General features: G+C 71.6%; 21 protein-coding genes. 9 read left to right on the plus strand and 12 right to left on the minus strand.

What is annotated here, in order from left to right:
* Together QE401_RS15175 and QE401_RS15180 are read right to left on the minus strand one after the other, a co-directional pair.
* Positions 1-1,065 (minus strand): glycosyltransferase, encoded by a 1,065-nt coding sequence (locus QE401_RS15175; RefSeq protein WP_307139003.1) that lies wholly within the window; start codon positions 1,063-1,065, stop codon positions 1-3.
* Between the two features lie 70 nt (positions 1,066-1,135).
* Positions 1,136-2,080 carry a glycosyltransferase family 9 protein gene (locus tag QE401_RS15180; RefSeq protein ID WP_307139004.1) on the minus strand — a complete coding sequence of 315 codons (945 nt, stop codon included), beginning with the start codon at positions 2,078-2,080 and terminating at the stop codon, positions 1,136-1,138.
* 165 nt (positions 2,081-2,245) lie between these two features.
* Between QE401_RS15180 and ygfZ the strand changes: the two genes are divergently transcribed.
* Both ygfZ and QE401_RS15190 read left to right on the plus strand, forming a co-directional pair.
* Positions 2,246-3,106 carry a CAF17-like 4Fe-4S cluster assembly/insertion protein YgfZ gene (gene ygfZ, locus QE401_RS15185; RefSeq protein ID WP_307139005.1) on the plus strand — a complete coding sequence of 287 codons (861 nt, stop codon included), beginning with the start codon at positions 2,246-2,248 and terminating at the stop codon, positions 3,104-3,106.
* A gap of 24 nt (positions 3,107-3,130) precedes the next feature.
* Positions 3,131-3,994, plus strand: a complete 864-nt coding sequence (locus QE401_RS15190; RefSeq protein WP_307139006.1) for a hypothetical protein — start codon at positions 3,131-3,133, stop codon at positions 3,992-3,994.
* 285 nt (positions 3,995-4,279) lie between these two features.
* Here QE401_RS15190 and ppdK read toward each other — a convergent pair whose 3' ends face one another.
* The 3 genes from ppdK to QE401_RS15205 form a co-directional block, all read right to left on the minus strand.
* The gene (ppdK, locus tag QE401_RS15195) at positions 4,280-6,949 is read right to left on the minus strand and encodes a pyruvate, phosphate dikinase (protein WP_307139007.1); all 2,670 of its coding nucleotides are present in this window, start codon (positions 6,947-6,949) and stop codon (positions 4,280-4,282) included.
* A gap of 12 nt (positions 6,950-6,961) precedes the next feature.
* Positions 6,962-9,205 carry a glycine--tRNA ligase subunit beta gene (gene glyS / locus QE401_RS15200; RefSeq protein WP_307139008.1) on the minus strand — a complete coding sequence of 748 codons (2,244 nt, stop codon included), beginning with the start codon at positions 9,203-9,205 and terminating at the stop codon, positions 6,962-6,964.
* A gap of 85 nt (positions 9,206-9,290) precedes the next feature.
* The gene (locus QE401_RS15205) at positions 9,291-10,187 is read right to left on the minus strand and encodes a glycine--tRNA ligase subunit alpha (protein ID WP_307139009.1); all 897 of its coding nucleotides are present in this window, start codon (positions 10,185-10,187) and stop codon (positions 9,291-9,293) included.
* An 80-nt stretch (positions 10,188-10,267) separates the two neighbouring features.
* On the opposite strand from QE401_RS15205, the gene QE401_RS15210 reads away from it, so the two are divergent.
* Complete coding sequence (locus QE401_RS15210; protein ID WP_307139010.1) at positions 10,268-10,672, plus strand: ketosteroid isomerase-related protein; 405 nt, start codon at positions 10,268-10,270, stop codon at positions 10,670-10,672.
* Positions 10,673-10,800: 128 nt separating this feature from the next.
* Here the strand turns inward: QE401_RS15210 and QE401_RS15215 are convergent, their stop codons facing one another.
* Positions 10,801-11,178: a winged helix-turn-helix transcriptional regulator gene (locus QE401_RS15215; RefSeq protein ID WP_307139011.1), complete on the minus strand. Its 378-nt coding sequence runs from the start codon at positions 11,176-11,178 to the stop codon at positions 10,801-10,803.
* 121 nt (positions 11,179-11,299) lie between these two features.
* Between QE401_RS15215 and QE401_RS15220 the strand changes: the two genes are divergently transcribed.
* Together QE401_RS15220 and QE401_RS15225 are read left to right on the plus strand one after the other, a co-directional pair.
* Positions 11,300-11,911 carry an NAD(P)-dependent oxidoreductase gene (locus QE401_RS15220; RefSeq protein ID WP_307139012.1) on the plus strand — a complete coding sequence of 204 codons (612 nt, stop codon included), beginning with the start codon at positions 11,300-11,302 and terminating at the stop codon, positions 11,909-11,911.
* A complete protein-coding gene (locus QE401_RS15225) occupies positions 11,911-12,513 on the plus strand; it encodes a DsbA family protein (protein WP_307139013.1) in 603 nt (200 codons plus the stop codon). The genes QE401_RS15220 and QE401_RS15225 overlap by 1 nt, the downstream gene beginning before the upstream one ends.
* A 68-nt stretch (positions 12,514-12,581) precedes the next feature.
* On the opposite strand, the gene QE401_RS15230 is transcribed toward QE401_RS15225, so the two are convergent.
* Positions 12,582-13,811, minus strand: coding sequence for an aminopeptidase (locus tag QE401_RS15230; protein ID WP_307139014.1), 1,230 nt, complete (start codon positions 13,809-13,811; stop codon positions 12,582-12,584).
* A 152-nt stretch (positions 13,812-13,963) separates the two neighbouring features.
* Positions 13,964-14,761 (minus strand): S49 family peptidase, encoded by a 798-nt coding sequence (locus tag QE401_RS15235; protein ID WP_307139015.1) that lies wholly within the window; start codon positions 14,759-14,761, stop codon positions 13,964-13,966.
* A 98-nt stretch (positions 14,762-14,859) separates the two neighbouring features.
* Between QE401_RS15235 and QE401_RS15240 the strand changes: the two genes are divergently transcribed.
* From QE401_RS15240 to QE401_RS15255, 4 genes are all read left to right on the plus strand, one after another.
* On the plus strand, positions 14,860-15,969 hold the full coding sequence (locus QE401_RS15240; protein ID WP_307139016.1) for an S-(hydroxymethyl)glutathione dehydrogenase/class III alcohol dehydrogenase: 1,110 nt from the start codon (positions 14,860-14,862) through the stop codon (positions 15,967-15,969).
* Between the two features lie 127 nt (positions 15,970-16,096).
* Positions 16,097-16,492: a hypothetical protein gene (locus tag QE401_RS15245; protein ID WP_307139017.1), complete on the plus strand. Its 396-nt coding sequence runs from the start codon at positions 16,097-16,099 to the stop codon at positions 16,490-16,492.
* A 5-nt stretch (positions 16,493-16,497) separates the two neighbouring features.
* Positions 16,498-16,929 (plus strand): CoA-binding protein, encoded by a 432-nt coding sequence (locus QE401_RS15250; RefSeq protein ID WP_307139018.1) that lies wholly within the window; start codon positions 16,498-16,500, stop codon positions 16,927-16,929.
* 174 nt (positions 16,930-17,103) lie between these two features.
* A complete protein-coding gene (locus QE401_RS15255) occupies positions 17,104-17,832 on the plus strand; it encodes a DUF2076 domain-containing protein (RefSeq protein WP_307139019.1) in 729 nt (242 codons plus the stop codon).
* Positions 17,833-18,016: 184 nt separating this feature from the next.
* On the opposite strand, the gene QE401_RS15260 is transcribed toward QE401_RS15255, so the two are convergent.
* From QE401_RS15260 to QE401_RS15275, 4 genes are all read right to left on the minus strand, one after another.
* Positions 18,017-18,655, minus strand: coding sequence for a trimeric intracellular cation channel family protein (locus QE401_RS15260; RefSeq protein WP_307139020.1), 639 nt, complete (start codon positions 18,653-18,655; stop codon positions 18,017-18,019).
* Positions 18,656-18,667: 12 nt separating this feature from the next.
* Positions 18,668-19,891, minus strand: coding sequence for an MFS transporter (locus tag QE401_RS15265; protein WP_307139021.1), 1,224 nt, complete (start codon positions 19,889-19,891; stop codon positions 18,668-18,670).
* A gap of 208 nt (positions 19,892-20,099) precedes the next feature.
* Entirely contained in the window at positions 20,100-20,951 is an 852-nt protein-coding gene (locus QE401_RS15270; RefSeq protein ID WP_307139022.1) for a LysR family transcriptional regulator, read from the minus strand.
* A 125-nt stretch (positions 20,952-21,076) separates the two neighbouring features.
* Complete coding sequence (locus QE401_RS15275; RefSeq protein WP_307139023.1) at positions 21,077-22,204, minus strand: threonine synthase; 1,128 nt, start codon at positions 22,202-22,204, stop codon at positions 21,077-21,079.
* Between the last annotated feature and the right edge of the window lie 19 nt (positions 22,205-22,223).

The raw sequence follows: 22,223 nt of genomic DNA on the forward strand, positions 1-22,223 counted from the left end.
TCAGGCCGCTCCGCCCAGGGTTGAAGCACCGGTTGAGGCACTGGCTGCCGGAGCCACCTGTTGCAGGAAGCCGCGCCAGCGCGCAAGCACCGGCGCCTCGGCGAAGCCGGCCAGATAGGCGGCGCGCCCGGCCTCGGCCAGCGCCGCGCGCCGCTGCGGCGCCGCCAGCAGCCCGGCGATCGCCTGGCCCAGCGCCTCCGGCGCCTCCTGCGGCACCAGCAGCCCGGTCTCGCCCTCGCGGATCAGCTCGGAGGGGCCCTGCGCCGCGATGGCGACGACGGGGCGCGCCGCGCTCCAGGCCTCCAGCACGATATTGCCCAGCGGCTCGTGCCGGCTGGAGCAGACGAAGACGTCGCAGGCCGCCAGCAGCGCCCCGGCATCCTGCCGCCAGCCGAGGAAATGCACTCGCTCGGCCACACCCAGCTCACGCGCCAGGGCTTCCAGCGTGGCGCGCTCCGGCCCCTCGCCGGCCAGCGCCAGATGGGCGCCGGGCACATGCGGCAGGGCGCGCAGCAGCGTGTCGAAGCCCTTGTTGCGGTGCAGCCGCCCCATCGCCAGCAGGCGCGGCGCCTCGGCGGGCAGCGGCAGCTCGGCCGGCAGCACGCCGCCCATCTCCTCGACGAAATTGGGCAGGTAATGCACCCGCTCCGCCGGCTGGCCCTGCTCCACCATCCAGCGCACCAGGTCGCGCGTGTTGCCGACCAGATGGTCGCAATGGCGGTAATGCTTCAGGTCGTAATAGCCGCCCAGCCGCCCGACCAGCGTCCAGCCGCCGCGCGGCGTGAACAGCGTGGCGCGGTTCATCCAGGACACCACCACCTGGGGCTGGAAGCGGCGCAGCGCGGCGGAAAGGCGCGGCCGCGTCATCCAGTCGAGCCAGGGGCTGCCGAAGCGCAGCTGCAGCGGCGCGAGGCCGCGCACCGCCAGCCGCGCGGCGCGGCCCGGATCGGCGCGGATGACCGAGAGCACCTCCTCCCCCTCCGCATGCAGGGCGCAGGTCAGGCGCTCATAGAAGCCCTCGGCGCCGCCCATGCGGGCGCCGGCTATCACCTGCGCGATCCTCATGCGGCATGCCCTTCCCGGCGGGTGCTTCCGGTCAATGCCGGGGCCGATGCGGGGTTGCCGCGCCGGGGGCTCACGCCGCCGCCTCCGCCGGCGTCCCGGCGGCCGGGCTGTCCAGCAGGGCGATGGCGGCCTGCAGCGCATCCTCGACCGGCAGCGCCGTCATCGGCGCCTGCCCCGCCGCCCCCTGCGCCAGCACGGCGCGGGCGCGCGGGCCGATGGGGGCGTATTCGCTGGCCGGGGTCGGGCCGAACAGGCCGAGCGTCGGCACCCCGGCGGCGGCGGAGAGATGCATCAGCCCCGAATCATTGCCGATGAACAGCGCGCAGCGGGCGAGCAGCGCCGCCGCCTCCGGCAGTTCCAGCCGGCCCACCAGGTCGATGGCGCCGGGCAGCGCCGCCAGCACCGGGGCGGCCATCGCGGCCTCGGTCGCGCCGGGGCCGGCCAGCACCACCGGGCGCGCGCCCTCCAGCCGGCCGCCCGGGCCGGACAGCGCCTGGAACAGGGCGACGAAACGCTCCGCCGGCCAGACCTTGCCGGCCCAGTTGGCGCTGGGGCCCAGGGCGATCAGCGGCGCCCCGCCCTCGGGCGGCAGCAGCGCGGCGGCGCGGGCGATGTCCTGCGCGCCATACCAGGCGACCGGGCGCGGCGCCGGCTTCAGCCCCAGCACGCCGGCCAGATGCAGCAGCTTATGCCCGGGGCGGCGGCCGCCGCGCATCACCGCGCGCTGGCGGGTCCAGACCAGCCAGGACAGGGCCGAGCCGCGCAGATCCACCACCAGGTCCCAGCGGCGGCCCACCACCCGGCTCCACAGCGCCAGCCAGTGCAGCGAATAGCGCCGCTTGGCCAGCACGATGGTCTCCTCCCGATTCGGCATGCGGGCGAAGATGCCCTCCGCCACCGGGCCGCAGGCGATGGTGATGCGCGCCCCGGGATGGGCGCGCAGCAGATGGTCGAGCAGGCCGGTGGACAGCACCGCATCCCCGATCCGGGTGGCGGTCACGAACAGGATGCGCATGGTTGCGGCGCGCTTAGCATGGTTTGGCGTCCCTGTCCGCTGCCGGCGCCCCGCGCGGGCCACGCCTGGCGAGAAAAGCCGCCCCCCGCCCGCCACCGCCGCGTGTGGCCGCTTCCGCCCCGGCGGCGCCTTGTCCGCGGCCATGCGGCGCCTCATCTTCCGGCCATGCCCCTTTCTCCCCTCCCCGACCGGGCCGTGGTGGAGGTGACCGGCGAGGACCGCGTCGCCTTCCTGCAGGGCCTCGTCTCCAACGACGTGACGCAGGCCGCGCCCGGCCGCGCCGTCTGGGCCGCGCTGCTGACGCCGCAGGGCAAGTGGCTGGCCGATTTCTTCATCCTGGCGGGCGCCGACCGGCTGCTGCTCGACACCGCCGCCGGCCAGGCGGAGGCGCTGGCGCAGCGTCTGTCGCGCTTCCGCCTGCGCTCCCGCGTCGCCATCGCGCGGCGCGAGGATTTGGCCGTGCTGGCCGGCTGGGGCGAGTCGCTGCCGCCCGAGGGCGTGCTCTGCGCCGCCGATCCGCGCCTGCCGGAGGCCGGCTGGCGCGCCATCCTCAACGCCTCCGCCCTGCCGCCCGGGGATGGCGACTATGCGCTGCACCGCCTCAGCCTCGGCCTGCCGGATGGCGCGCCGGATCTGGAGCCCGAGAAATCCGTGCTGCTGGAGGCCGGCTTCGATGAGCTGGACGGCATCTCCTGGAGCAAGGGCTGCTACATGGGCCAGGAGCTGACCGCGCGCACCCGCTATCGCGGCCTGCTGAAGCGCCGGCTGGTGCCGGTGGCGGTGGCGGGCCCGCTGCCCGCCCCCGGCACGCCCGTGCTGCGCGATGGCGCCACGGTGGGCGAGATGCGCTCCGGCCACCCCACGGGGCTGGGCCTCGCCCTGCTGCGCCTGCCCATCCGCGAGGGCGAGGCGCTGTCCTGCGGCGAGGCCACCCTGACCCCGCGCCTGCCCGGCTGGATGCGCCTGCCCGAACCCGCCCCCTCCGCGGCCGAGTCGCCAGTCCCGGCGGGGGGAACCGTTTCTTAACCCTGCCGCGTCACCTTGCCGGGCATGATGGATGCCCTGCCGATCGCGGTGAGAAGCGCCGCGTCGCCAGCCCCGGCCAGCGCGGCCGGGGCGGCGGTTCCGCAAGGGAGCCCGAAGCGCTCCTTCGCAGCCCTGCTGGAGGAGAAGCGCCTCGGCTTCAAATCCGCCGACGCCAAGCGGCCCGAGGTCCGCGCGCCGTCGCGATCCCCCGCCCTGCCCGGCGGCCTGGCCACCGAGCCCTTCCCCCGCCCCGACAGCCTGGCCCGCCGCACCGCCGCCCGCGCCCTGGGCGGTGACGCCCCCCTGCCCCTGCCGCCGCCCGCGCCACCCGCCGCGCCCGCCCCCGCCAGCGGGCCGAACGCCACCTCCACCCTGCGCGACCGCCTGGCCGAGGCCGAAGGCACCGCCGACGAACCCTGCCGGGGCTATGCCGTGCGCAACACGCGCTCCGGCGCGCTGGGGCGCTACCAGATGCTGCCCATCGCGCTGCGCGACATCGGCTGGATGGATGCGTCCGGCGGCTGGACCCCGCGCGCCGCCGCCGCCGGCGTGCGCAGCACCGCCGATTTCCTGGCCCGCCCCGCCGCCCAGGAAGCCGCCATGGCGGACTACCTCCACCGCGCCGAGCAGCAGCTTTCCGCCAATGGCGCGCTGGACAAGGCCGGACGCCGGCTGCGCGGGCTGGACGGCCAGCCCATCCTGCTGACCCGCACCGGCCTGGTCGCCGCCGCCCACCGCCAGGGCGCCGGCGCCGTCGCCAAATGGCTGGAACATCGGATGGAACAGCCCGCCGCGCCGCTCAGCCCCGCCGAGCGCAGCCGTTTCCAGAGCATCGAGACCAGGCTGCGCAACTTCGCCAGCCTGCCGGCGCCGGAGCGCAACGCCTGAGGCCGCCAGGTTTTTCTACCAGCTGCCGGTCAGGGCCGCGACGGGATTACTGCACTCACAACCACCGCGCCGGCCCAGCGCCGCGCCCCGCCTCTCAACAGGACGGCGGCAGCCCGAAAAAACAGGACGGCGGCAGCCCGAAAAAAAGCCCGGGGGAATGAATTCCCCCGGACCTTTTTTGTCGGCTGCCGGTCAGGGCCGCGACGGGATCGCTCCACTCACAACAGCCGCTCCGGCCCAGTGTCGCGACCCGCCTCCAAACCGGACGGCGGCAGCCCGAAAGAACTAAGCGGTGCGGTCGGAGGCGCCGGAGAGGGCGGCCTGCGCCGCCGCCAGCCGCGCCACCGGCACGCGGTAGGGCGAGCAGGAGACGTAGTCGAGGCCAACGCTCTCGCAGAACTGGATCGAGGACGGGTCGCCGCCATGCTCGCCGCAGATGCCGAGCTTGATGGCCGGCTTCACCGAACGGCCCTTCTCGGTGGCGATCTGCACCAGCGCGCCGACGCCCTCCGGGTCGATCGAGACGAACGGGTCCTTCGGCAGGATGCCCTTCTCGACATAATAGGGCAGGAACTTGCCGGCATCGTCGCGCGACAGGCCGAAGGTCGTCTGCGTCAGATCGTTGGTGCCGAAGGAGAAGAAGTCGGCGGTGCCGGCGATGGCGTCCGCCGTCAGCGCCGCGCGCGGCAGCTCGATCATGGTGCCGACCAGGTACTCGATCTCCTGGCCCGCCTCGGCGAAGACCTCCTTCGCCACCTTGTCGACCTGGGCGCGGGTGATCTCCAGCTCCTTCTTGGTGGCGACCAGCGGGATCATGATCTCGGGCACCGGCGCCTTGCCCGTTTCCTTGGCGATGGCGACGGCGGCCTCGAAGATGGCGCGCGCCTGCATCTCGTAGATCTCGGGGAAGGTCACGCCGAGCCGGCAGCCGCGATGGCCGAGCATCGGATTGGCTTCCGACAGATCGGCGGCGCGGCGCTGCATGGTGGCGAGGTCGGCGCCCAGGCTCTCGGCGACCTCGGCCAGTTCCTCCTCCTTGTGGGGGAGGAATTCGTGCAGCGGCGGGTCCAGCAGGCGGATGGTCACCGGGAAGCCCGCCATGATGCGGAACAGCTCGGAGAAATCATCGCGCTGGAAGGGCAGCAGCTTGGCCAGCGCGTCGCGGCGGCCGCCTTCCGATTCGGACATGATCATCTGGCGCACGGCGCCGATGCGCGCCGGGTCGAAGAACATGTGCTCGGTGCGGCAGAGGCCGATGCCCTCGGCGCCGAATTTCTTGGCGGTGTCGGCATCCAGCGGCGTCTCGGCATTCGCCCGCACCTTCAGGCGGCGCACCTTGTCGGCCCAGCCCATCAGCGTCGCGAAATCGCCGGAGAGCTGCGGCTCCACCATGGCGACGGAGCCCAGGAAGATCTCGCCCGTGGCGCCATCGAGGGTGATGGTCTCGCCCGCCTGCACGGTCTGGCCGCCGGCGCGCAGCTGCTGGCTGTTGTAGTCGACGACGACACCACCGGCGCCCGCCACGCAGGGCCGGCCCATGCCGCGGGCCACCACCGCCGCGTGGCTGGTCATGCCGCCGCGCGTGGTCAGGATGCCCTTGGCGGCATGCATGCCGTGGATGTCCTCGGGCGAGGTCTCGATGCGCACCAGGATGACGCTCTCGCCCTTGGCGGCGCGCGCCTCGGCCTCATCGGCGGAGAAGACGACGGTGCCGCAGGCGGCACCCGGCGAGGCCGGCAGGCCCTTGGAGAGCAGGCTGCGCGGCGCCTTCGGGTCCAGCGTCGGGTGCAGCAGCTGGTCGAGCGAGCCGGGCGAGACGCGCTTGACCGCCTCGCGCTCATCGATCAGCCCCTCGCGCGCCATGTCGACGGCGATCTTCAGGCTGGCCGCGGCGGTGCGCTTCCCGTTGCGGGTCTGCAGCATGTACAGCTTGTTCTGCTGCACGGTGAACTCGATGTCCTGCATGTCCGTGTAGTGCTTCTCGAGCGTCTCACGGACTTTGACGAGTTCGGCATAGGCGGCCGGCATGGCCACTTCCATGCTGCGCTCGCCGGGCTTGGCGCGGGCTTCCGACATCGGCTGCGGCGTGCGGATGCCCGCCACCACATCCTCGCCCTGCGCGTTGATCAGATACTCACCGTAGAAGATGTTCTCGCCGGTCGAGGGGTCGCGGGTGAAGCAGACGCCGGTGGCGCAATCCTCACCCATATTGCCGAACACCATGGCCTGGACGTTCACCGCCGTGCCCCATTCGGCCGGGATGTCGTGCAGGCGGCGATAGGTGATGGCGCGCTGGTTCATCCAGCTGCCGAACACCGCGCCGATGGCGCCCCAGAGCTGCGCCTCGGGGTCCTGCGGGAAGGGGCTGCCCAGCACCTCCTCCACCATCGCCTTGTACTGGCTGACGACCTGCTTCCAGTCCTCGGCGGTCAGCTGCGTGTCCTCGGTGACGCCGCGGTCCAGCTTGGCGTCCTCGATGATCTCCTCGAAGCGGTGATGGTCGACGTCGAGCACCACCGAGCCATACATCTGGATGAAGCGGCGATAGCTGTCCCAGGCGAAGCGCGAATCGCCCGAGGCGGTGGCGAGCCCCTCCACCGTGCGGTCGTTCAGGCCGAGATTGAGCACGGTGTCCATCATGCCCGGCATGGAGACGCGCGCGCCGGACCGGACCGAGACCAGCAGCGGCTTCGCCTCGTCGCCGAACTTCAGGCCGACCGCCTGCTCGATGCGGGCGAGGTTCTCGGCGACCTGCGCCGTCAGCTCCGCCGGATACTGCTTCCCGTGCTGGTAGTAGTAGGTGCAGACCTCCGTGGTGATGGTGAAGCCCGGCGGCACCGGCAGGCCGATGGATGCCATCTCCGCCAGGTTGGCGCCCTTGCCACCCAGCAGGTTGCGCATCTCGGCCTTGCCGTCATTGCGGCCGGCGCCGAAGCCATACACCCACTTCTGCATCTCGGGTTTCCTTCAGCCTTCGATCTTGGAGAAGTCCGCAACCTGGTCGATCGCCGACCGCAGCCGGGCCAGCAGGCCCAGACGGTTGCGCCGGAGTTTCGCCTCCGGATCGTTTACCACCACCTTGTCGAAGAAGGCATCCACCGGCGCCCGCAGCGTGGCGAGCGCGGCCATGGCCGCGGTGTCGTCCTCAGCCGCCAGCGCCGCGCGGGCGCGCGGCAGCGCCTCGTCCAGCGCGGCGGAGAGCGCCTTCTCCTCCTCGGCCACCAGCAGCGCGGCATCGGTCTCGGGGCGGTGCGGACCGTCCTTCTTGTCCTCGATGCGCAGGATGTTGGCGGCGCGGCGAGAGGCGGCCAGCAGATTGGCGCCGTCCTCGCCCTCCAGGAAGCCGCGCAGCGCGCTGGCGCGGGCCAGCAGGCGCACCAGATCGGCGCCACCGGCCGGCAGGACGGCAGCCAGCACGTCATGCCGCTCGCCCTCGGCGCGCAGCTGCACGCGCAGCCGCTCGGCCAGGAAGTCGAGCAGCCCGGCGGCGAAGGCCGCGACCATCGGCGGGTGGGCCGATTTCGGGTCGGGCTGGAAGCCGGCCTTCATCGCCTCCTGCGCCACCGCCATGCCGAATTCCGGCTCGGCGGTGCTGCCGACCGCCTGCGGGAAGCCGAAGAAGGCCTCGGCCAGCGCGTCGGCCAGGTCGAGTCGCAGCCCGTTCTCGCGCAGGATGCGGATGATGCCGAGCGCCGCGCGGCGCAGCGCGAAGGGATCGCCCGAGCCGGTCGGCTTCTCGCCCACCGCGAAGAAGCCGGCCAGCTGGTCCAGCTTGTCGGCCAACGCGACGGCGATCGCGACGGGCTCGGCCGGCACGGCGTCACCGGGGCCGGCCGGGCGGTAATGCGCCGCGATCGCCTCGGCAACTCGGGAGTCCTCGCCATCCTTCACCGCGTAGTAGCGGCCGATGATGCCCTGGAGTTCCGGGAATTCGCCCACCAGCCCGGTGGCGAGGTCGGCCTTGGCCAGTTTCGCCGCGCGGGCGGCGAGCGCCGCATCGGCGCCGAGCTTCGGCGCCAGCCAGGCGGCCAGGCGCTCCAGCCGCGCCACGCGCTGCCCCTGGGTGCCGAGCTTGGCGTGGAACACCACGCTGTCCAGCTTCGGCAGGAAGCTCTCCAGCGCCTGCTTGCGGTCGAGGTCCCAGAAGAAACGGGCATCGGAGAGGCGGGCGCGCAGCACCCGCTCATTGCCGCCGGCGACCGCGCGGCCGCCATCGGTGGCGGCGATGTTGGAGACCAGGGCGAAGCAGGGCGCGGCCGTGCCATCGGGCCGGCGCAGGGCGAAATAGCGCTGGTTGACGCGCATGGTGGTGCGCATCAGCTCCGGCGGCAGATCCATGAAGGCGTCGTCGATGCGGCCGAGCAGCGGCACGGGCCACTCCACCAGACCAGCCACCTCCGCCACCAGCCCCTCGTCAGGCACCACCTCGACCCCCTCCGCGGCGGCCAGCGCCGCCACGCCGTCACGCACCAGCTTGGCGCGCTCGACGGGGTCCAGAACGACATGGCGCGCCGCGAGTTGCGCCGCGTAATCGGCGAAATTGTGCACCGCGAAATCCCCGGAGGAGAGGATACGGTGCCCCTCGGTGCGGTCGGCGCTGGAAAGGCCATGCCCGTCATCCTCGCCCTGCACCAGGGTGAAGGGGACGACGGCGCCATCGAACAGGCAGAGGATGCGCTTCAGCGGCCGCACCCAGACGAAGTTGCTGGTGCCGCCCCAGCGCATCGATTTCGGCCAGGGGAAGCGGCGCAGGATGCCGGGGATGATCTCGGCCAGCAGCGCGCCGGTCGGCACCGCCGGGCGGGCGCTGCGGCCGAGCAGCTTGCCCCCCTTCTTCTCCCGCCGCAGCACCAGGGTCACGGCGCCCTCGGCATGCAGCAGCGTCTCGCCCTCGCCGGCCGTGGCGGCGGCCTCGCGCAGCTTCGGCACCAGCGCCTCGCCCAGGCCGAGCTTGCCCAGGAAACCGGCCAGCGCCCGGTCCGGCGCCTCCGGCGCGGGGCCGGCCAGCTCCTCCTGCACCGCCTCGGTGGCGGCGGGCAGCTCGGCCAGCAGGGTCAGCCGGCGGGGGCCGTGGAACACCCGCACGCCCTGCGGCGCCAGGCCCGCGCCCTTCAGCGCCTCGCCCATCAGGCGCGACAGATCCTCGGCCGCGCGCGCCTGCATGCGGGCGGGGATTTCCTCGGAGAAGAGTTCGAGCAGGAGTTCGGGCATTAGGGGCCTTGCGGGGATGGGGCCGGATGGAAGACTGGCGCGGGATTCGGGCGCCAGCATGGCAGTTTTTCTGGGCTGCGCCGGCTCAGCCGCCGGCCAGCCAGGTCTCGCAGCAGCGCTTCGCCAGGGCGCGGACGCGGCCGATATAGGCGGCGCGCTCGGTCACGCTGATGGCGCCGCGGGCGTCCAGCAGGTTGAAGGCGTGGCTGGCCTTGATGCACTGGTCATAGGCCGGCAGGGCCAAATTCTTCTCGACCAGCGCGGCGCATTCGCCTTCCGCGTCCTTGAAGTGCTGGAACAGCAGGGCGGTGTCGGCGTGCTCGAAATTGAACGCCGAGAATTCCTTCTCCGCGCGCAGGAAGACCTCGCCATAGGTCACGCCCTGGCCGTTGAAATCCAGGTCGTAGACGTTCTCGACGCCCTGGATGTACATGGCCAGGCGCTCCAGCCCATAGGTCAGCTCGGCGCAGGGCTTCTCCACCGGGATGCCGCCGACCTGCTGGAAATAGGTGAACTGCGTCACCTCCATGCCGTCGCACCAGACCTCCCAGCCCAGGCCCCAGGCGCCCAGCGTCGGGCTCTCCCAGTCATCCTCGACGAAGCGGATGTCATGCAGGGCCGGGTCGATGCCGAGCGCCTTGTAGCTCTCGATCAGCAGCGCCTGCGGGTCGGCCGGGCTCGGCTTCAGGATCACCTGGTACTGGTAGTAGTGCTGCAGCCGGTTCGGGTTCTCGCCATAGCGGCCATCGGCCGGGCGGCGGGAGGGCTGCACATAGGCCGCCTTCCAGTCCTTCGGCCCCAGCGCGCGCAGCGTCGTCGCCGGGTGGAAGGTGCCGGCGCCCATTTCCATGTCGTAGGGCTGCAAAATCACGCAGCCCTGCGCGCTCCAGAAGCGGTGCAGGGTCAGGATGATGTCCTGGAAGCTGAGGGGCTTCCCGGGCTTCTGGGTGGGGAGTCCGGAGGTCTGCAGCGTCTCGGTCATGATGTCTTGGGCTTGCGGCCGTGTTATGCGCCGCACCATAAGACCCGCCCCACCCCCCGGCAAGGAAGGGCCCCGAGCACATGGCTGCCACCGAGACGCTGATCCGCTCCTACTACGCCGCGTTCAACGCCGGCGATGTCGAGGCGATGCTGGCCCTGCTGACCGAGGATGTGGCCCATGACATCAACCAGGGCTCGCGCGAGACCGGCATCGCGGCCTTCCGCGCCTTCATGCTGCGGATGAATGCGCATTACCGTGAGCAGCTGCGCGACATGGTGGTGATGGTGGGCGAGAATGGCCGCCGCGCCGCCGCCGAGTTCACCGTGCATGGCGCCTACCTGGCCACCGATGCCGGCCTGCCCGAGGCCAAGGGCCAGGAATACATCCTGCCCGCCGGCGCCTTCTTCGAGGTGCGGGACGGCAAGATCGCGCGGGTGTCCAACTACTACAACCTGCAGGACTGGATTGCGCAGGTTGGGGGTTAAGTTCTTCTTTTTCTGAAGAAAAAGAAGCAAAAAGACTTCTTTCAGTTTGGTGTCCCGCATCAGGCCATCAGCGGGACGCCCACTGACAGAAGTTTTTTGGTTCTTTTTTTCAAAAAAGAACCCTTCTCCTACTCTGCTGCCAGCTCCGGCACCGCCGCGTCATAGCGCCGCTGCGCCGCCAGCACGGCGCCGATCCGCGCCTCCGCCCAGTCGCGCAGCGTGTCCAGCGCCCGCGCCAGATCGGCACCCAGCGGGGTGATGGCGTATTCCACCGTCACCGGCACGGTCGGGAAGACCTGGCGGCTGACGAAGCCATCCCGCTCCAGCCGGCGCAGCGCCTGGGACAGCACCTTCTGGGTGATGCCCGTGGCCCGCCGCAGCGCGCTGAAACGCTGCGGCCCGCCGCGCACCAGCAACAGCAGCAGCATCACCGTCCATTTGTCGGCGATGCGGTCCAGCACCAAGCGCGTCGGGCAGTTGGGGTCGAACAGATCGCCATTCTGCATGGCGCGCCTCCGGGTCGGTTACCTTGGCCCTACCAGATAGGCCGAAAGTGCCTTCTTCCACATCCGGGCGGATGTCGCATATCTGGTTTCCATCAGATACCACCCTTCAGGACACCACGCCATGCGCATCGCTCTCATCGGCGCCTCCGGCCAGGCCGGCAGCCGCATCCTGGCCGAGCTCTCCGCCCGCGGCCATCAGGTCACCGCCATCGCCCGCGACCCGGGCAAGATCGCCTCGCTGCCTGGCGTCACCGCCCAGGCGGGCGACGCCGCGGACCCGGCCGCGCTGGCGCCACTGCTGGCGGGGCATGACGCGGTGGTCAGCAGCATCCATTTCTCGGTGAGCGACCCGGAGAAGCTGATCGCCGCGGTGAAGCAGGCGGGGGTCGCGCGCTACCTGGTGGTGGGCGGCGCCGGCAGCCTGGAGGTGGCGCCGGGCGTGAAGCTGTTCGACACCCCCGATTTCCCCACCGCCTATCTGCAGGAGGCCCGCGCCGGCGGCGCCTTCCTCGACCGGCTGAAGCGGGAGGAGGCGCTGGACTGGACCTTCCTCTCCCCCTCCGCCTGGTTCGTGCCGGGCGAGCGCACCGGGCAGTTCCGCCTCGGCACCGACCAGCTGCTGGTGGATGCGAAGGGCGACAGCCGGATCTCCTTCGAGGATTACGCCATCGCGCTGGCCGACGAGATCGAGCAGCCGAAGCACATCCGGCGCCGCTTCACCGTGGGCTATTGATGCCCGTTCTGCACTACATCCACGACCCGCTCTGCGGCTGGTGCTACGCGGCCTCCCCCCTGGTGGAGGCCGCGGCGGCGGCGGGCATCCCGGTGCGGCTGCATGGCGGCGGGCTGTGGCACAGCCCGACCGCCTTGCCGCCGGCCAAGCGCGCGATGATCGCGCAGGCGGATGCGCGCATCGCGGCGATGACCGGCCAGCCCTTCGGCGAGGCCTATCTCCAGGGGCTGCTGCAGGACCCGGCGACGCGCTTCCACTCCCGCCCCATCATCGCCGCCCTGCTGGCGGTGCCGGAGGCGCAGGCCCTGCCGATGCTGCGCGCCATCCAGCGCGCGCATTATGTCGAGGGGCAGGCTGTGATCGAGACGCCGGTGCTGGCGCGGCTGGCCGAGGGCCTGGGCGTGGCGCCGGCGGAATTCCTGCCGGCGCTGGAAGCCGCGCCGGTGGACCGTCACATCGAGACGACGCGCGGGCTGATGCAGCGCATCGGCGCCGGCGGCTTCCCGAGCTTCCTGGTGGAGCGCGACGGCGTGGCCCGCCCGCTGAACCACCAGGATTGCTATGGCCAGCCCGCGCTGTTCGTGCAGCGCATCCTGAACTGAAGGCGGGGTCCGGGGTGGCCCTGCCACCCCGGCGGGGTCAGGGGCAGAGCCCCTGACTTTTTCCTGGCTTAAACCCACTCCCCCCTGCGCATCACCGGCTCCCGCCCGCCATCGAAGCGGATGCCGTCCACATCCACTTCGGCCGAGCCGATCATCCAGTCCACATGGATCAGGCTGGAATTGCCGCCGCGCGCGGCGAAGTCGGCGTCGCTCATGCTCTCGGAATCGGTGAAGCACTTCTTGTAGGCCTGGCCGAGGGCGATGTGGCTGGCCGCGTTCTCGTCGAACAGCGTGTTGAAGAAGAGCAGCCCACTCTGCGAGATCGGCGAGGAATGCGGCACCAGCGCGACCTCGCCCAGGCGGCGGGCGCCCTCATCGGTCGAGATCATCTTCTGCAGCACCGCGTCACCGGCGCTGGCCTGCGCCTCGACGATCTTGCCCTCCGCAAAGCGCACGCGGATGTCGCGGATCAGCGTGCCCTGATGCGCCAGCGGCTTGGTGGCGGAGACGGTGCCCTCCGTCATGCCGGCATGCGGGGTGGTGAACACCTCCTCGGTCGGGATGTTCGGGTTGCCGGTGATGCCGTTCGCCGCCTTGGAGGAGCCGCCCATCCAGGCGTGGTTGTCGGCCAGCCCCACCGTCAGATCGGTGCCGGGGCCGGAGAAATGCAGGGCGCGGAAGCGCTTCTCGTTCAGCATGCGGCGGCGGGTCATCAGCGCCGCGTTGTGCGCCGCCCAGGCGGCCTTCGGGTCGGGCTGGTCGACGCGCGTGCTGGCGTAGAGCGCGTTCCACAGCTTCTCGACCGCCTGGTCCGGTGTGGCGTCGGGGAAGACGGCGCGGGCCCAGGCGGCGGAGGCGAAGGGCACCAGCGTCCAGTTGATGGCCGAGGCGGTGATCAGCTCCAGCGCCGGGCGATAGGCCTGGGAGCGGGCGCGGTTGGCGCGCGCCACCTTCTCGGCATCCTGGCCGGCCAGCAGGTTCGGGTCCTCCCCCACCACGGCCAGCCGCGCGGCGCCGCCGCGGAAGGCGGCCGCCATGCCCTCGAACATCCAGCCCGGGGCAACGTCGAAGCTGCCATCGGCGGCGAAGCGGTAGCGCGCCAGGCTGCATTCATCGTCGGAGAACAGCGTCGTCACCAGCGAGGCACCGGCCTTGTAGGCATGCTCGGTGATGCGCCGCACCAGCGGCAGCGCCTCCACCGAGGCGGTCATCACCAGCTCCTGCCCGGGCTTCAGCCCGCCGAGACCGACATGGACAGCAATCTCGGCCAAGCGGTCGAGGCGGGGATCAAGCGGCATGGGTTTTTCCTGTGTCATTCAAGAATCTTCTTTTTCTGAAGAAAAAGAAGCAAAAAGACTTTTTCAGTTTGGCGTCCCGCTTCAGGCCATAAGCGGGACGCCAATGAACAAAAGTTTTTTGGTTCTTTTTTTCAAAAAAGAACCCTTAATTTTTACAATCCTATACTCCCCCAGGCCATCCGCTCCTCCACCACCGCCATCGCCCCGCGCAGCAGGCGCATGGGCAAGGGCGGGCGTTTCGGGCCGAAGGGGATGACCGGGGTCTTCTCACCGAAGCGGCGACGGATCTCGGATTGCGCATCGCCCAGCCGGTCAATCAGGCCGAGCGGCAGCGCCTCCCGCCCCGTCCAGAAGCGGCCATTGAACAGTGCCTCCTCCGGCGCCGCCAGATGGGCGGCGCGGCGGCCGCGCACCCAGGCCTTGAACTCCTCGTGCAGCGCGGCGAGCAGCTCCTCCAGCCGCGCCTGCTGCCAGGGCTCCACCGGGCGGAACGGGTCGAGGAAGGATTTCTGCCCGCCCGCCGTGGTCAGCCGCCGCTCGACGCCGAGCTTGGCCGCCAGCTCCTCCAGCCCGAAGCTCGCCGAGATGACGCCGATCGAGCCCACGATGCTGGAGGGGTCGGCGACGATCTCATCCGCCGCGCAGGCCAGCCAGTAGCCGCCCGAGGCCGCCGCATCCTCGACGCAGGCGATGACCGGGACCTTCTTCTCCTCGGCCAAAGCGCGGATGCGGGCGGCGATCAGGCTGGACTGCACCGGCGAGCCGCCGGGCGAGTTGATGACCAGCACCACGCCGGCCAGCCGCTTCAGGGCGAAGGCGCGCTCCAGCACGGGGGCCACGCCCTCCAGGCTGAGCCCGGCGGGGCCGATTCCGCCGCCGCGCGCCGCGATCAGCCCGGAAAGCCGCACCAGCGCCACGCGCGGGCGGCGGTCGAGAAAGGGGATTCGCATACCGGAAAAGATGACCACCTTCCTCGCCGGAACAAGACGTGCGAGGACACGCGCGATACCCGTACCCTGATCTTTCCCCTGGCCGAGGAGAACACCCCATGAAGACCCGCGCCGCCGTCGCCTGGGAAGCCGGCAAGCCGCTGTCGATCGAGGAGGTCGATCTGGAAGGCCCGCGCGAGGGCGAGGTGCTGGTGGAGATCAAGGCCACCGGCCTGTGCCACACCGACAAATACACCCTCTCCGGCGCCGATCCGGAGGGCATCTTTCCGAGCATCCTGGGCCATGAGGGCGCCGGCATCGTCGTCGATGTCGGCCCGGGGGTGAAGTCGCTGCGCAAGGGCGACCATGTCATTCCGCTCTACACGCCGGAATGCCGCGAATGCGACTACTGCCTCAGCCAGAAGACCAATCTGTGCCAGAAGATCCGCGTGACGCAGGGCCGCGGCCAGATGCCGGACGGCACCAGCCGCTTCTCCTGCAACGGCAAGCCCATCCACCACTACATGGGCACCAGCACCTTCGCGAACCACACGGTGGTGCCTGAGATCGCTCTCGCAAAAATCCGGGAAGACGCGCCCTTCGACAAGGTCTGCTACATCGGCTGCGGCGTGACCACCGGCCTCGGCGCCGTGCTGTTCACCGCCAAGGTGGAGGCGGGCGCCAATGTCGTGGTGTTCGGGCTCGGCGGCATCGGGCTGAACGTCATCCAGGGCGCCAAGATGGTCGGCGCCAACATGATCGTCGGCGTCGACATCAACCCCGAGCGCGAGGCGATGGCCCGCCGCTTCGGCATGACGCATTTCGTCAACCCGAAGGAGGTGCAGGGCGACCTGGTCGGCCACCTGGTCGAGCTGACCAAGGGCGGCGCCGACTATTCCTTCGAATGCGTCGGCAACACCACGCTGATGCGCCAGGCGCTGGAATGCTGCCACAAGGGCTGGGGCGTCTCGACCATCATCGGCGTCGCGGCGGCGGGGCAGGAGATCTCGACCCGGCCCTTCCAGCTGGTCACCGGCCGGCGCTGGATCGGCTCGGCCTTCGGCGGCGCGCGCGGCCGCACCGACGTGCCGAAGATCGTCGACTGGTACATGGACGGGAAGATCAACATCGACGAGCTGATCACCCACACCATGCCGCTCGAGAAGATCAATGAGGGCTTCGACCTGATGACGCGGGGCGAGAGCATCCGCGGCGTCGTCCTCTACTGATGGCAGGCGGGCGCGGGATGGCCAGCCGGCCGGCCCCGCGCCCCCTGCCGCCGGCATGGCGGGTGGCCCGGCGCCCTTCGCCACGCCCGCGCTCAACCCGCGGCGGCGCCGCGCGTTGGGCTCGGCGATGATCACCCGTATCGCCCTCGCCCTGCTGCTGCTGGGCACCCCCGCCGCGGCCCTGGACGCCCCGGAGCCGGAGGCGCGCAACCGCCTCGGCGCCGCCTTGCGCAATCTCGGCTATACCGAGTTCGGCGCCATCAGCGGCGAGGAGGGGTTCTGGAAGGTCCAGCGCGCCCGCGCCGGCGATGGCCGCCACTACACGCTGACGGTGGAGCCCGACACGCTGCGCATCCTCTATCGCGAGCCCGCGGCCGAGGGCGAAACCCCGGCCCTGCCCGGCCCGGACCAGGCCCCGGCCCGGCCGGCCACGCCCCGGCCCGCGCCGGACGCCGCCCCGGCGGCGCCCGCCCCTTCTCCCTCCACGCCCCCGGCCGCGCCGGGCGCGCCCCGCCAGGAATGACCGCCATGCCGATCGACGGCCTCAGCGACGACCAGATCCGCAAGCTGCTGCTGGACACGCGCCGCATCGCCGTGGTCGGCGCCTCGGCCAATCCGGCGCGGCCATCCAATGGTGTCACCGGCTTCCTGGTCGGGCGCGGCTTCGATGTCACGCCGGTCAATCCGGGCCTGGCCGGGCAGCGGCTGCATGGCAGCCCGGTCGCCGCCAGCCTGGAGGCCGCGGCGCCGCTCGACCTGGTCGACATCTTCCGCCGCAGCGAGGAGGCCGGCGCGGTGGTGGACGAGGCCATCCGCCTCGGCGCCCGCGCCGTGTGGATGCAGCTCGGCGTCATCGACACCGCGGCGGCGGAGCGCGCCCGCGAAGCCGGGCTGGTCGCGGTGATGGATCGCTGCCCGGTGATCGAATGGGGGCGGCTCGGCCTGTCCCAGGGGGCCTGAACCCTATCGTGACCGATCCTGGCGGCGGGATCCGTGACAAAACATGTCCGGATTTTCATCTCCGCTTGAAAGCGGGCCAGGGCTGAGCCAGATGCGATGCTCGCGCCCGGTCGCAGCGAATCGGCGGGGTGCGGGACGCAACCGTTCTGGGAAAGGCCCCATCGGGGATCCGACATGACCGAAGAAGAACGCCGCATCATTACCGCCTTCGTGGAGCGCATGGCCGGGGTCAGCGCCCCGCAGCCGGCGGCTTCGCCCTGGGGTGGCAGCAGCGTGCCGGCCACCCAGTCCCGCCCGCCGCTGCCGCCGGTCGATCCTGAGGCGGACCGGCTGATCTCCGAGCTGTTCACCCGCTATCCCGAGGCGCGCTACCGCCTGACCCAGACCGCCTTCGTGCAGGAGCACGCGCTGGTCCAGGCGCAGAACCGTATCCAGGAGCTGGAGTGGCAGCTGGAGAACACCCAGCGCCAGGCCGAGGCCGCGCAGCAGAGCCGTGGCGGCCTGTTCGGCGGCATGTTCGGTGGCGGCGCGCAGCGCCCGGTGCCGATGTCGCCGCGGCCGCAGCCGATGCAGCCGCCGCAGCAGGTGCCGCCCGGCATGATGCAGCAGCGCAGCGGCCCGGGCTTCCTCGGCACCGCGCTGACCACCGCGGCCGGCGTCGCCGGTGGCATGGTGCTCGGCAACATGCTGATGAGCGCCTTCTCGGGCGGCGGCGCCGCCATGGCGAGCGAGGCGGCCAATGCCGCCGGCGCGGTCGGCGATTTCGCCCAGGAAGCGGTGCCCGCCAGCAGCCCCTGGACCGATCCGGGCGCCGCGCCGCAGGACGCCTTCCCGGCCGATGACCAGTCCGGCTTCGCCGACGACGCCTTCGCCGACGACACCGGCTTCGACGACGAGATTTAACTTTTGTCAGGCTGCCGCTGTCCTGTTCAGAAGCGGGACACGGCGCTGGGCCGGAGTGGCTGCTTTGAGGGTAGCGATCCCGTCCCGGCCCTGACCGGCAGCTGACAGAAACAAGATGGGGGTCCGGGGGAATTCATTCCCCCGGCCTTTTTTCATTCAGGCGTCTTTCTTCAAACCCTGCGCCTCAATCCGGATAATCCCGCCCCGGCCGCGGCTTGTAGGCCGGCAGCGACCAGCCGCGTTGCAGCGCCGCGGCGCGGATGGCGAAGCCCAGCGCCATGCCGGCCAGCACGGCGGGGCCGCGCTCCATGCCCAGCAGCGTCAGCGCCACGAACAGGGCGGCGCCGGCGGCGGCGGCGGTGGCATAGATCTCCTTGCGCAGGATCAGCGGCAGCTCGCCGCAGATGACGTCGCGCAGCGCGCCGCCGAAGGTGGCCGTCATCATGCCGAACAGGATCGCCGCCCAGGGGCTGGCGCCGGCGGAGAGCGCGGCTTCCGCGCCGCTGACGGCGAAGACGGCCATGCCCACCGCATCCGCCCAGAGCAGCGCGGTGAAGCGGCGTTCCAGCCGGTGCGCGGTGAAGAACAGCACCAGGGCGACGAGGGCCGCCATCAGCACCAGGCCCGGCGTGTTCAGCCAGGCGACGGGGCGGCCCAGCAGCAGGTCGCGCACCGTGCCGCCGCCAAAGGCGGTGGTGGCGGCGATCAGCACGAAGCCCACCGGGTCCATCTGCTTGCGGGAGGCCACCAGCGCGCCCGAGGCGGCGAAGGTGGCCGATCCGGTCCAGTTCAGCGCTTCCAGCAGGAAGCCGAGGCTCGGCATGGCGGGGCCAGGCTATTCCGCCGGCTGCGGCTGCGGCCCGCCGGCGCGGGCGCTGCCGCGCGCGCTGCCCATGCAGAGCAGCGACAGCGCCAGCACGCCGGCCACCAGCGGCAGCACCCAATGGGCGAGCCCGGCATCCAGCAGCAGGCCGAAGACCGGCGTCAGCGTGCCGCCCAGCGGCAGGCCGGAGGAGATGAAGCCGAACACCTTGCCGATCTGCCCCGGCGGCGCCGCGTCCTTCACCATGACGTCGCGCGGGGTGCGGCTGGCACCCAGCGCCAGGCCCGCGCCGAGGGCCAGCAGCGCCATGGCGAACCAGGGCAGCGGCAGCAGGCCGAGCAGCAGGATCAGCGCCACCGCGACCAGGGTGAGGCCAACGACGAAGGTGCCGTGGCGGCGCGAGCGGTCGGCGAACCAGCCGCCCACCAGCACGCCCGCGGTGGCGCCGGCCATGTAGCCGGTGAGCGACCAGGCGCCCTGGGCGGGCGGGATGGCCCAGAGCTGGTCGAGCACGGCGATGACGTAGCTCTGCATGCCGGAGCCCGCCATGGCGGAAAGCAGGAAGAAGGCGAAGAACAGCAGCATCGGCCGGGTCATCAGGGCGCGCACGCCATCCTCGGCCGTCTTGCCGCGGGGCTTCGGCTGGTCGGAGAGCACGCGGCTCTGCAGCAGGATGGCGCCCACCACCGGAACGCCGATCAGCCCCACCATCAGCAGGGCGGAGCGCCAGCCGAGCAGCGCGGTCAGCGCCAGGATCACCGGCGGGGCCAGCGCGAAGCCCAGATTGCCGGTGAAGGTGTGCATGGCGAAGGCGCGGCCCATGCGCGCCTTGTTGATGCTGCCCGCAAGGATGGCGTAGTCGGCCGGGTGGATGACGGAATTGCCGAGGCCTGACAGCACGGCCAGGCCCAGGATGACCCAGTAATTGGGCGCGAACGCCATGGCGGAGATCGACAGCGCCATCAGCAGCGTGCCGCCCACCAGGTAGCGCCGCGCCCCCTGGCGGTCGACCAGAAAGCCCACGGGCGTCTGCAGCACCGCGGTCACCGCGCCCATCAGCGCCACCGACAGGCCGAGCTCGAAATAGGAGACGCCGAACTCCTCCTTCCAGAGCGGGAAGAGCGGCGCCAGGCAGAGCATGTAGAAATGCGACAGGAAATGCCCGGTGCCGATCAGGCCGATGATGCGCCAATCCTTGCTGGGCGGCGGGGCGGCTTCGGTGCCGACGGGAAGCATGGGCAGGGGTCCTCTCGCAGAGGCGAAAAGCTGCGCCCGGCCTGGCGGCCTGTCAAACACCGGCGGGGGCGCTCTTGAGAGGGGCTTTGCCCCTCTCACTCCCCACCAAAGGCCTGAGGCCTTTGGAAACCCATCAGTTGGGACCCCACTGATGGCGGGTGCAGGGGACCCTGTCCCCTGCTGGGGTGCTTGAGGGGGCAAAGCCCCCTCAACCACCGGCGATGCTGTCGCGGATCAGCTCGATCAGCGGCTCGACCAGCTGGGTCTGGCCGGTGGCGTCGCCGAACACCGCCATCTCGGCCACCCCCAGCGGCGGCAGGCCGGGATGCTCGACCAGCCCGGCCGGCAGGCCGGAGCGGCCGAGCACGGTGGCCGCCAGCCCCGCCTGGGCGGCGGCGGCGACGCCCAGCAGGCTGGCCGAGGTATAGACCACCTCGAACCCCATCCCGGCGCGGGCCAGCGCGGCGAGCGCGCGGTCGCGGAACATGCAGCCCTGCGGCAGCATGGCCACCGGCAGCGGCCGGCCGGTCGGCGCCTCCCAGCCCGGCGGCGCCACCCAGACGATGGTCTCGGTCCAGATCGGGTGGCCCTCGGTCTCGCCATCGCGGCGCTTGCCCAGCACCAGGTCGAGCGCGCCGCGCTCCTGCGCCGCGCGCAGCTCGTGGCTGCGGCCGACCTCGATCTCCAGCCGCAGCTCGGGGAAGGAACGGGCGAAGCGGGCCAGGATCGGCGCCAGGTTGCGCGGCACGAAATGGTCGGCGACGCCAAGCCGCAGCCGCCCGCGCACCGGCGGCGCCACCAGCCGGCGCACCGCCTCATCATTCAGCGCCAGCATGCGGCGGGCATAGGCGAGCAGCGTCTCGCCCTCCCGCGTCAGCGCCACGCTGCGGCTGGTGCGCTCGAAGACGCGCTTCTGCAGCAGCTCCTCCAGCCGCTTCACCTTCAGGCTGACGGCGGATTGCGTCAGGCCGAGTGCTGCGGCGCCGGCGGTGAAGCCGCCACGCTCGGCCACCTGCACGAAGCAGCGCAGCAGATCGAGGTCGAGATCGGGGATACGCATGGGGCGGGGCGGCCTTCGGGCGAGGAAGTCGCCCATGGGTCGCGGATATTCCAGGCGCGGGCAGGGAAAAGCAAATCCGCCCGCGCCGCGGGCGCAGCCGGGCGGGGCGAGGCCCCGCCCCGCCCTCAGCCCAGCGTCAGCCCGGCCAGCTCGGCATGGCGCTGCGTCGCCTTCAGGCCGGAGCCGGTCAGCACCACCACGCTGGTCTCGCCCTCGCGGATCTCGCCGCTTTCCAGCAGCCGGGCGAAGGCGGCCGCCGCCTGGGCGCAGGTCGGCTCGACATAGAGGCCGCGCTCGGCCAGCCCCCGCGTGGCGCGGGCGATCTCGCTCTCGCTCAGCAGCACGGCGCCACCCTGGCTGTCGCGCAGGGCGCGCAGCACCTCGGCCCGGCGGATCGGGCGGGCGATCGCGGTGCCCTCGGCGATGGTGGGCATCGGCTCGGCCGCATCCTCGCCCAGCCATTCGCGGGCGATCGGGCCGCAATTCTCCGGCTGCGCCGCGAACAGCCGCGGCAGGCGGCGGATCTGCCCCGCCCGCAGCAGCTCGCCGAAGCCGATGGCGCAGCCCAGCACGTTGGAGCCGGCGCCGCAGGGGATGATGACATTGTCCGGCGCGCGGAAGCCTAAGTCCTCCCACAGCTCATAGGCCAGCGTCTTGGTGCCCTGCAGGAAGAAGGGGTGCCAGTTGTGGCTGGCATAGAAGATGTTCGCGGCTTCCGCCTCGGCCGCGTCGGCGCAATCCTGGCGGCTGCCCGGCACCAGGGTGATCTCGGCGCCGAGGCTGCGCGACTGCACCGTCTTGGCCGGGCTGGTGGAGGCCGGGACCATGATCTTCGCCCGCATGCCGCCGGCCGCCGCATAGGTGGCGATGGCGGCGCCGCCATTGCCGGAACTGTCCTCCAGCACCGCCTCGATGCCCTGGTGGCGCAGCAGGGAGAGCATCACCGAGGCGCCGCGATCCTTGAAGCTGCCGCTCGGCATGAACCATTCGCATTTGAAGCGCACCGGCGCGCCGGCCCATTCCTGCGCCAGCAGCGGCGTGCAGCCCTCGCCCAGGCTGATGCGCGCATCGGGCAGGAAGGGCAGCGCCGCGGCGTAGCGCCACAGGCTGCGCTCACCGGCGGCGATGTCGGCGCGGCCGATGCCGGGCAGGTCGGTCAGCAGCAAAGGCTGCCCCTCCGGCCCGCACCAGCGCGGCTCGGAGAGCGGCCAGGTACGGCCGGAGCGGGGGTCGAGATAGGCGGGGTGATGCATGGCGCGCCACCCTGGCTTG

Source organism: Pseudoroseomonas cervicalis (assembly GCF_030818485.1).
GTDB lineage: Bacteria > Pseudomonadota > Alphaproteobacteria > Acetobacterales > Acetobacteraceae > Pseudoroseomonas > Pseudoroseomonas cervicalis_A.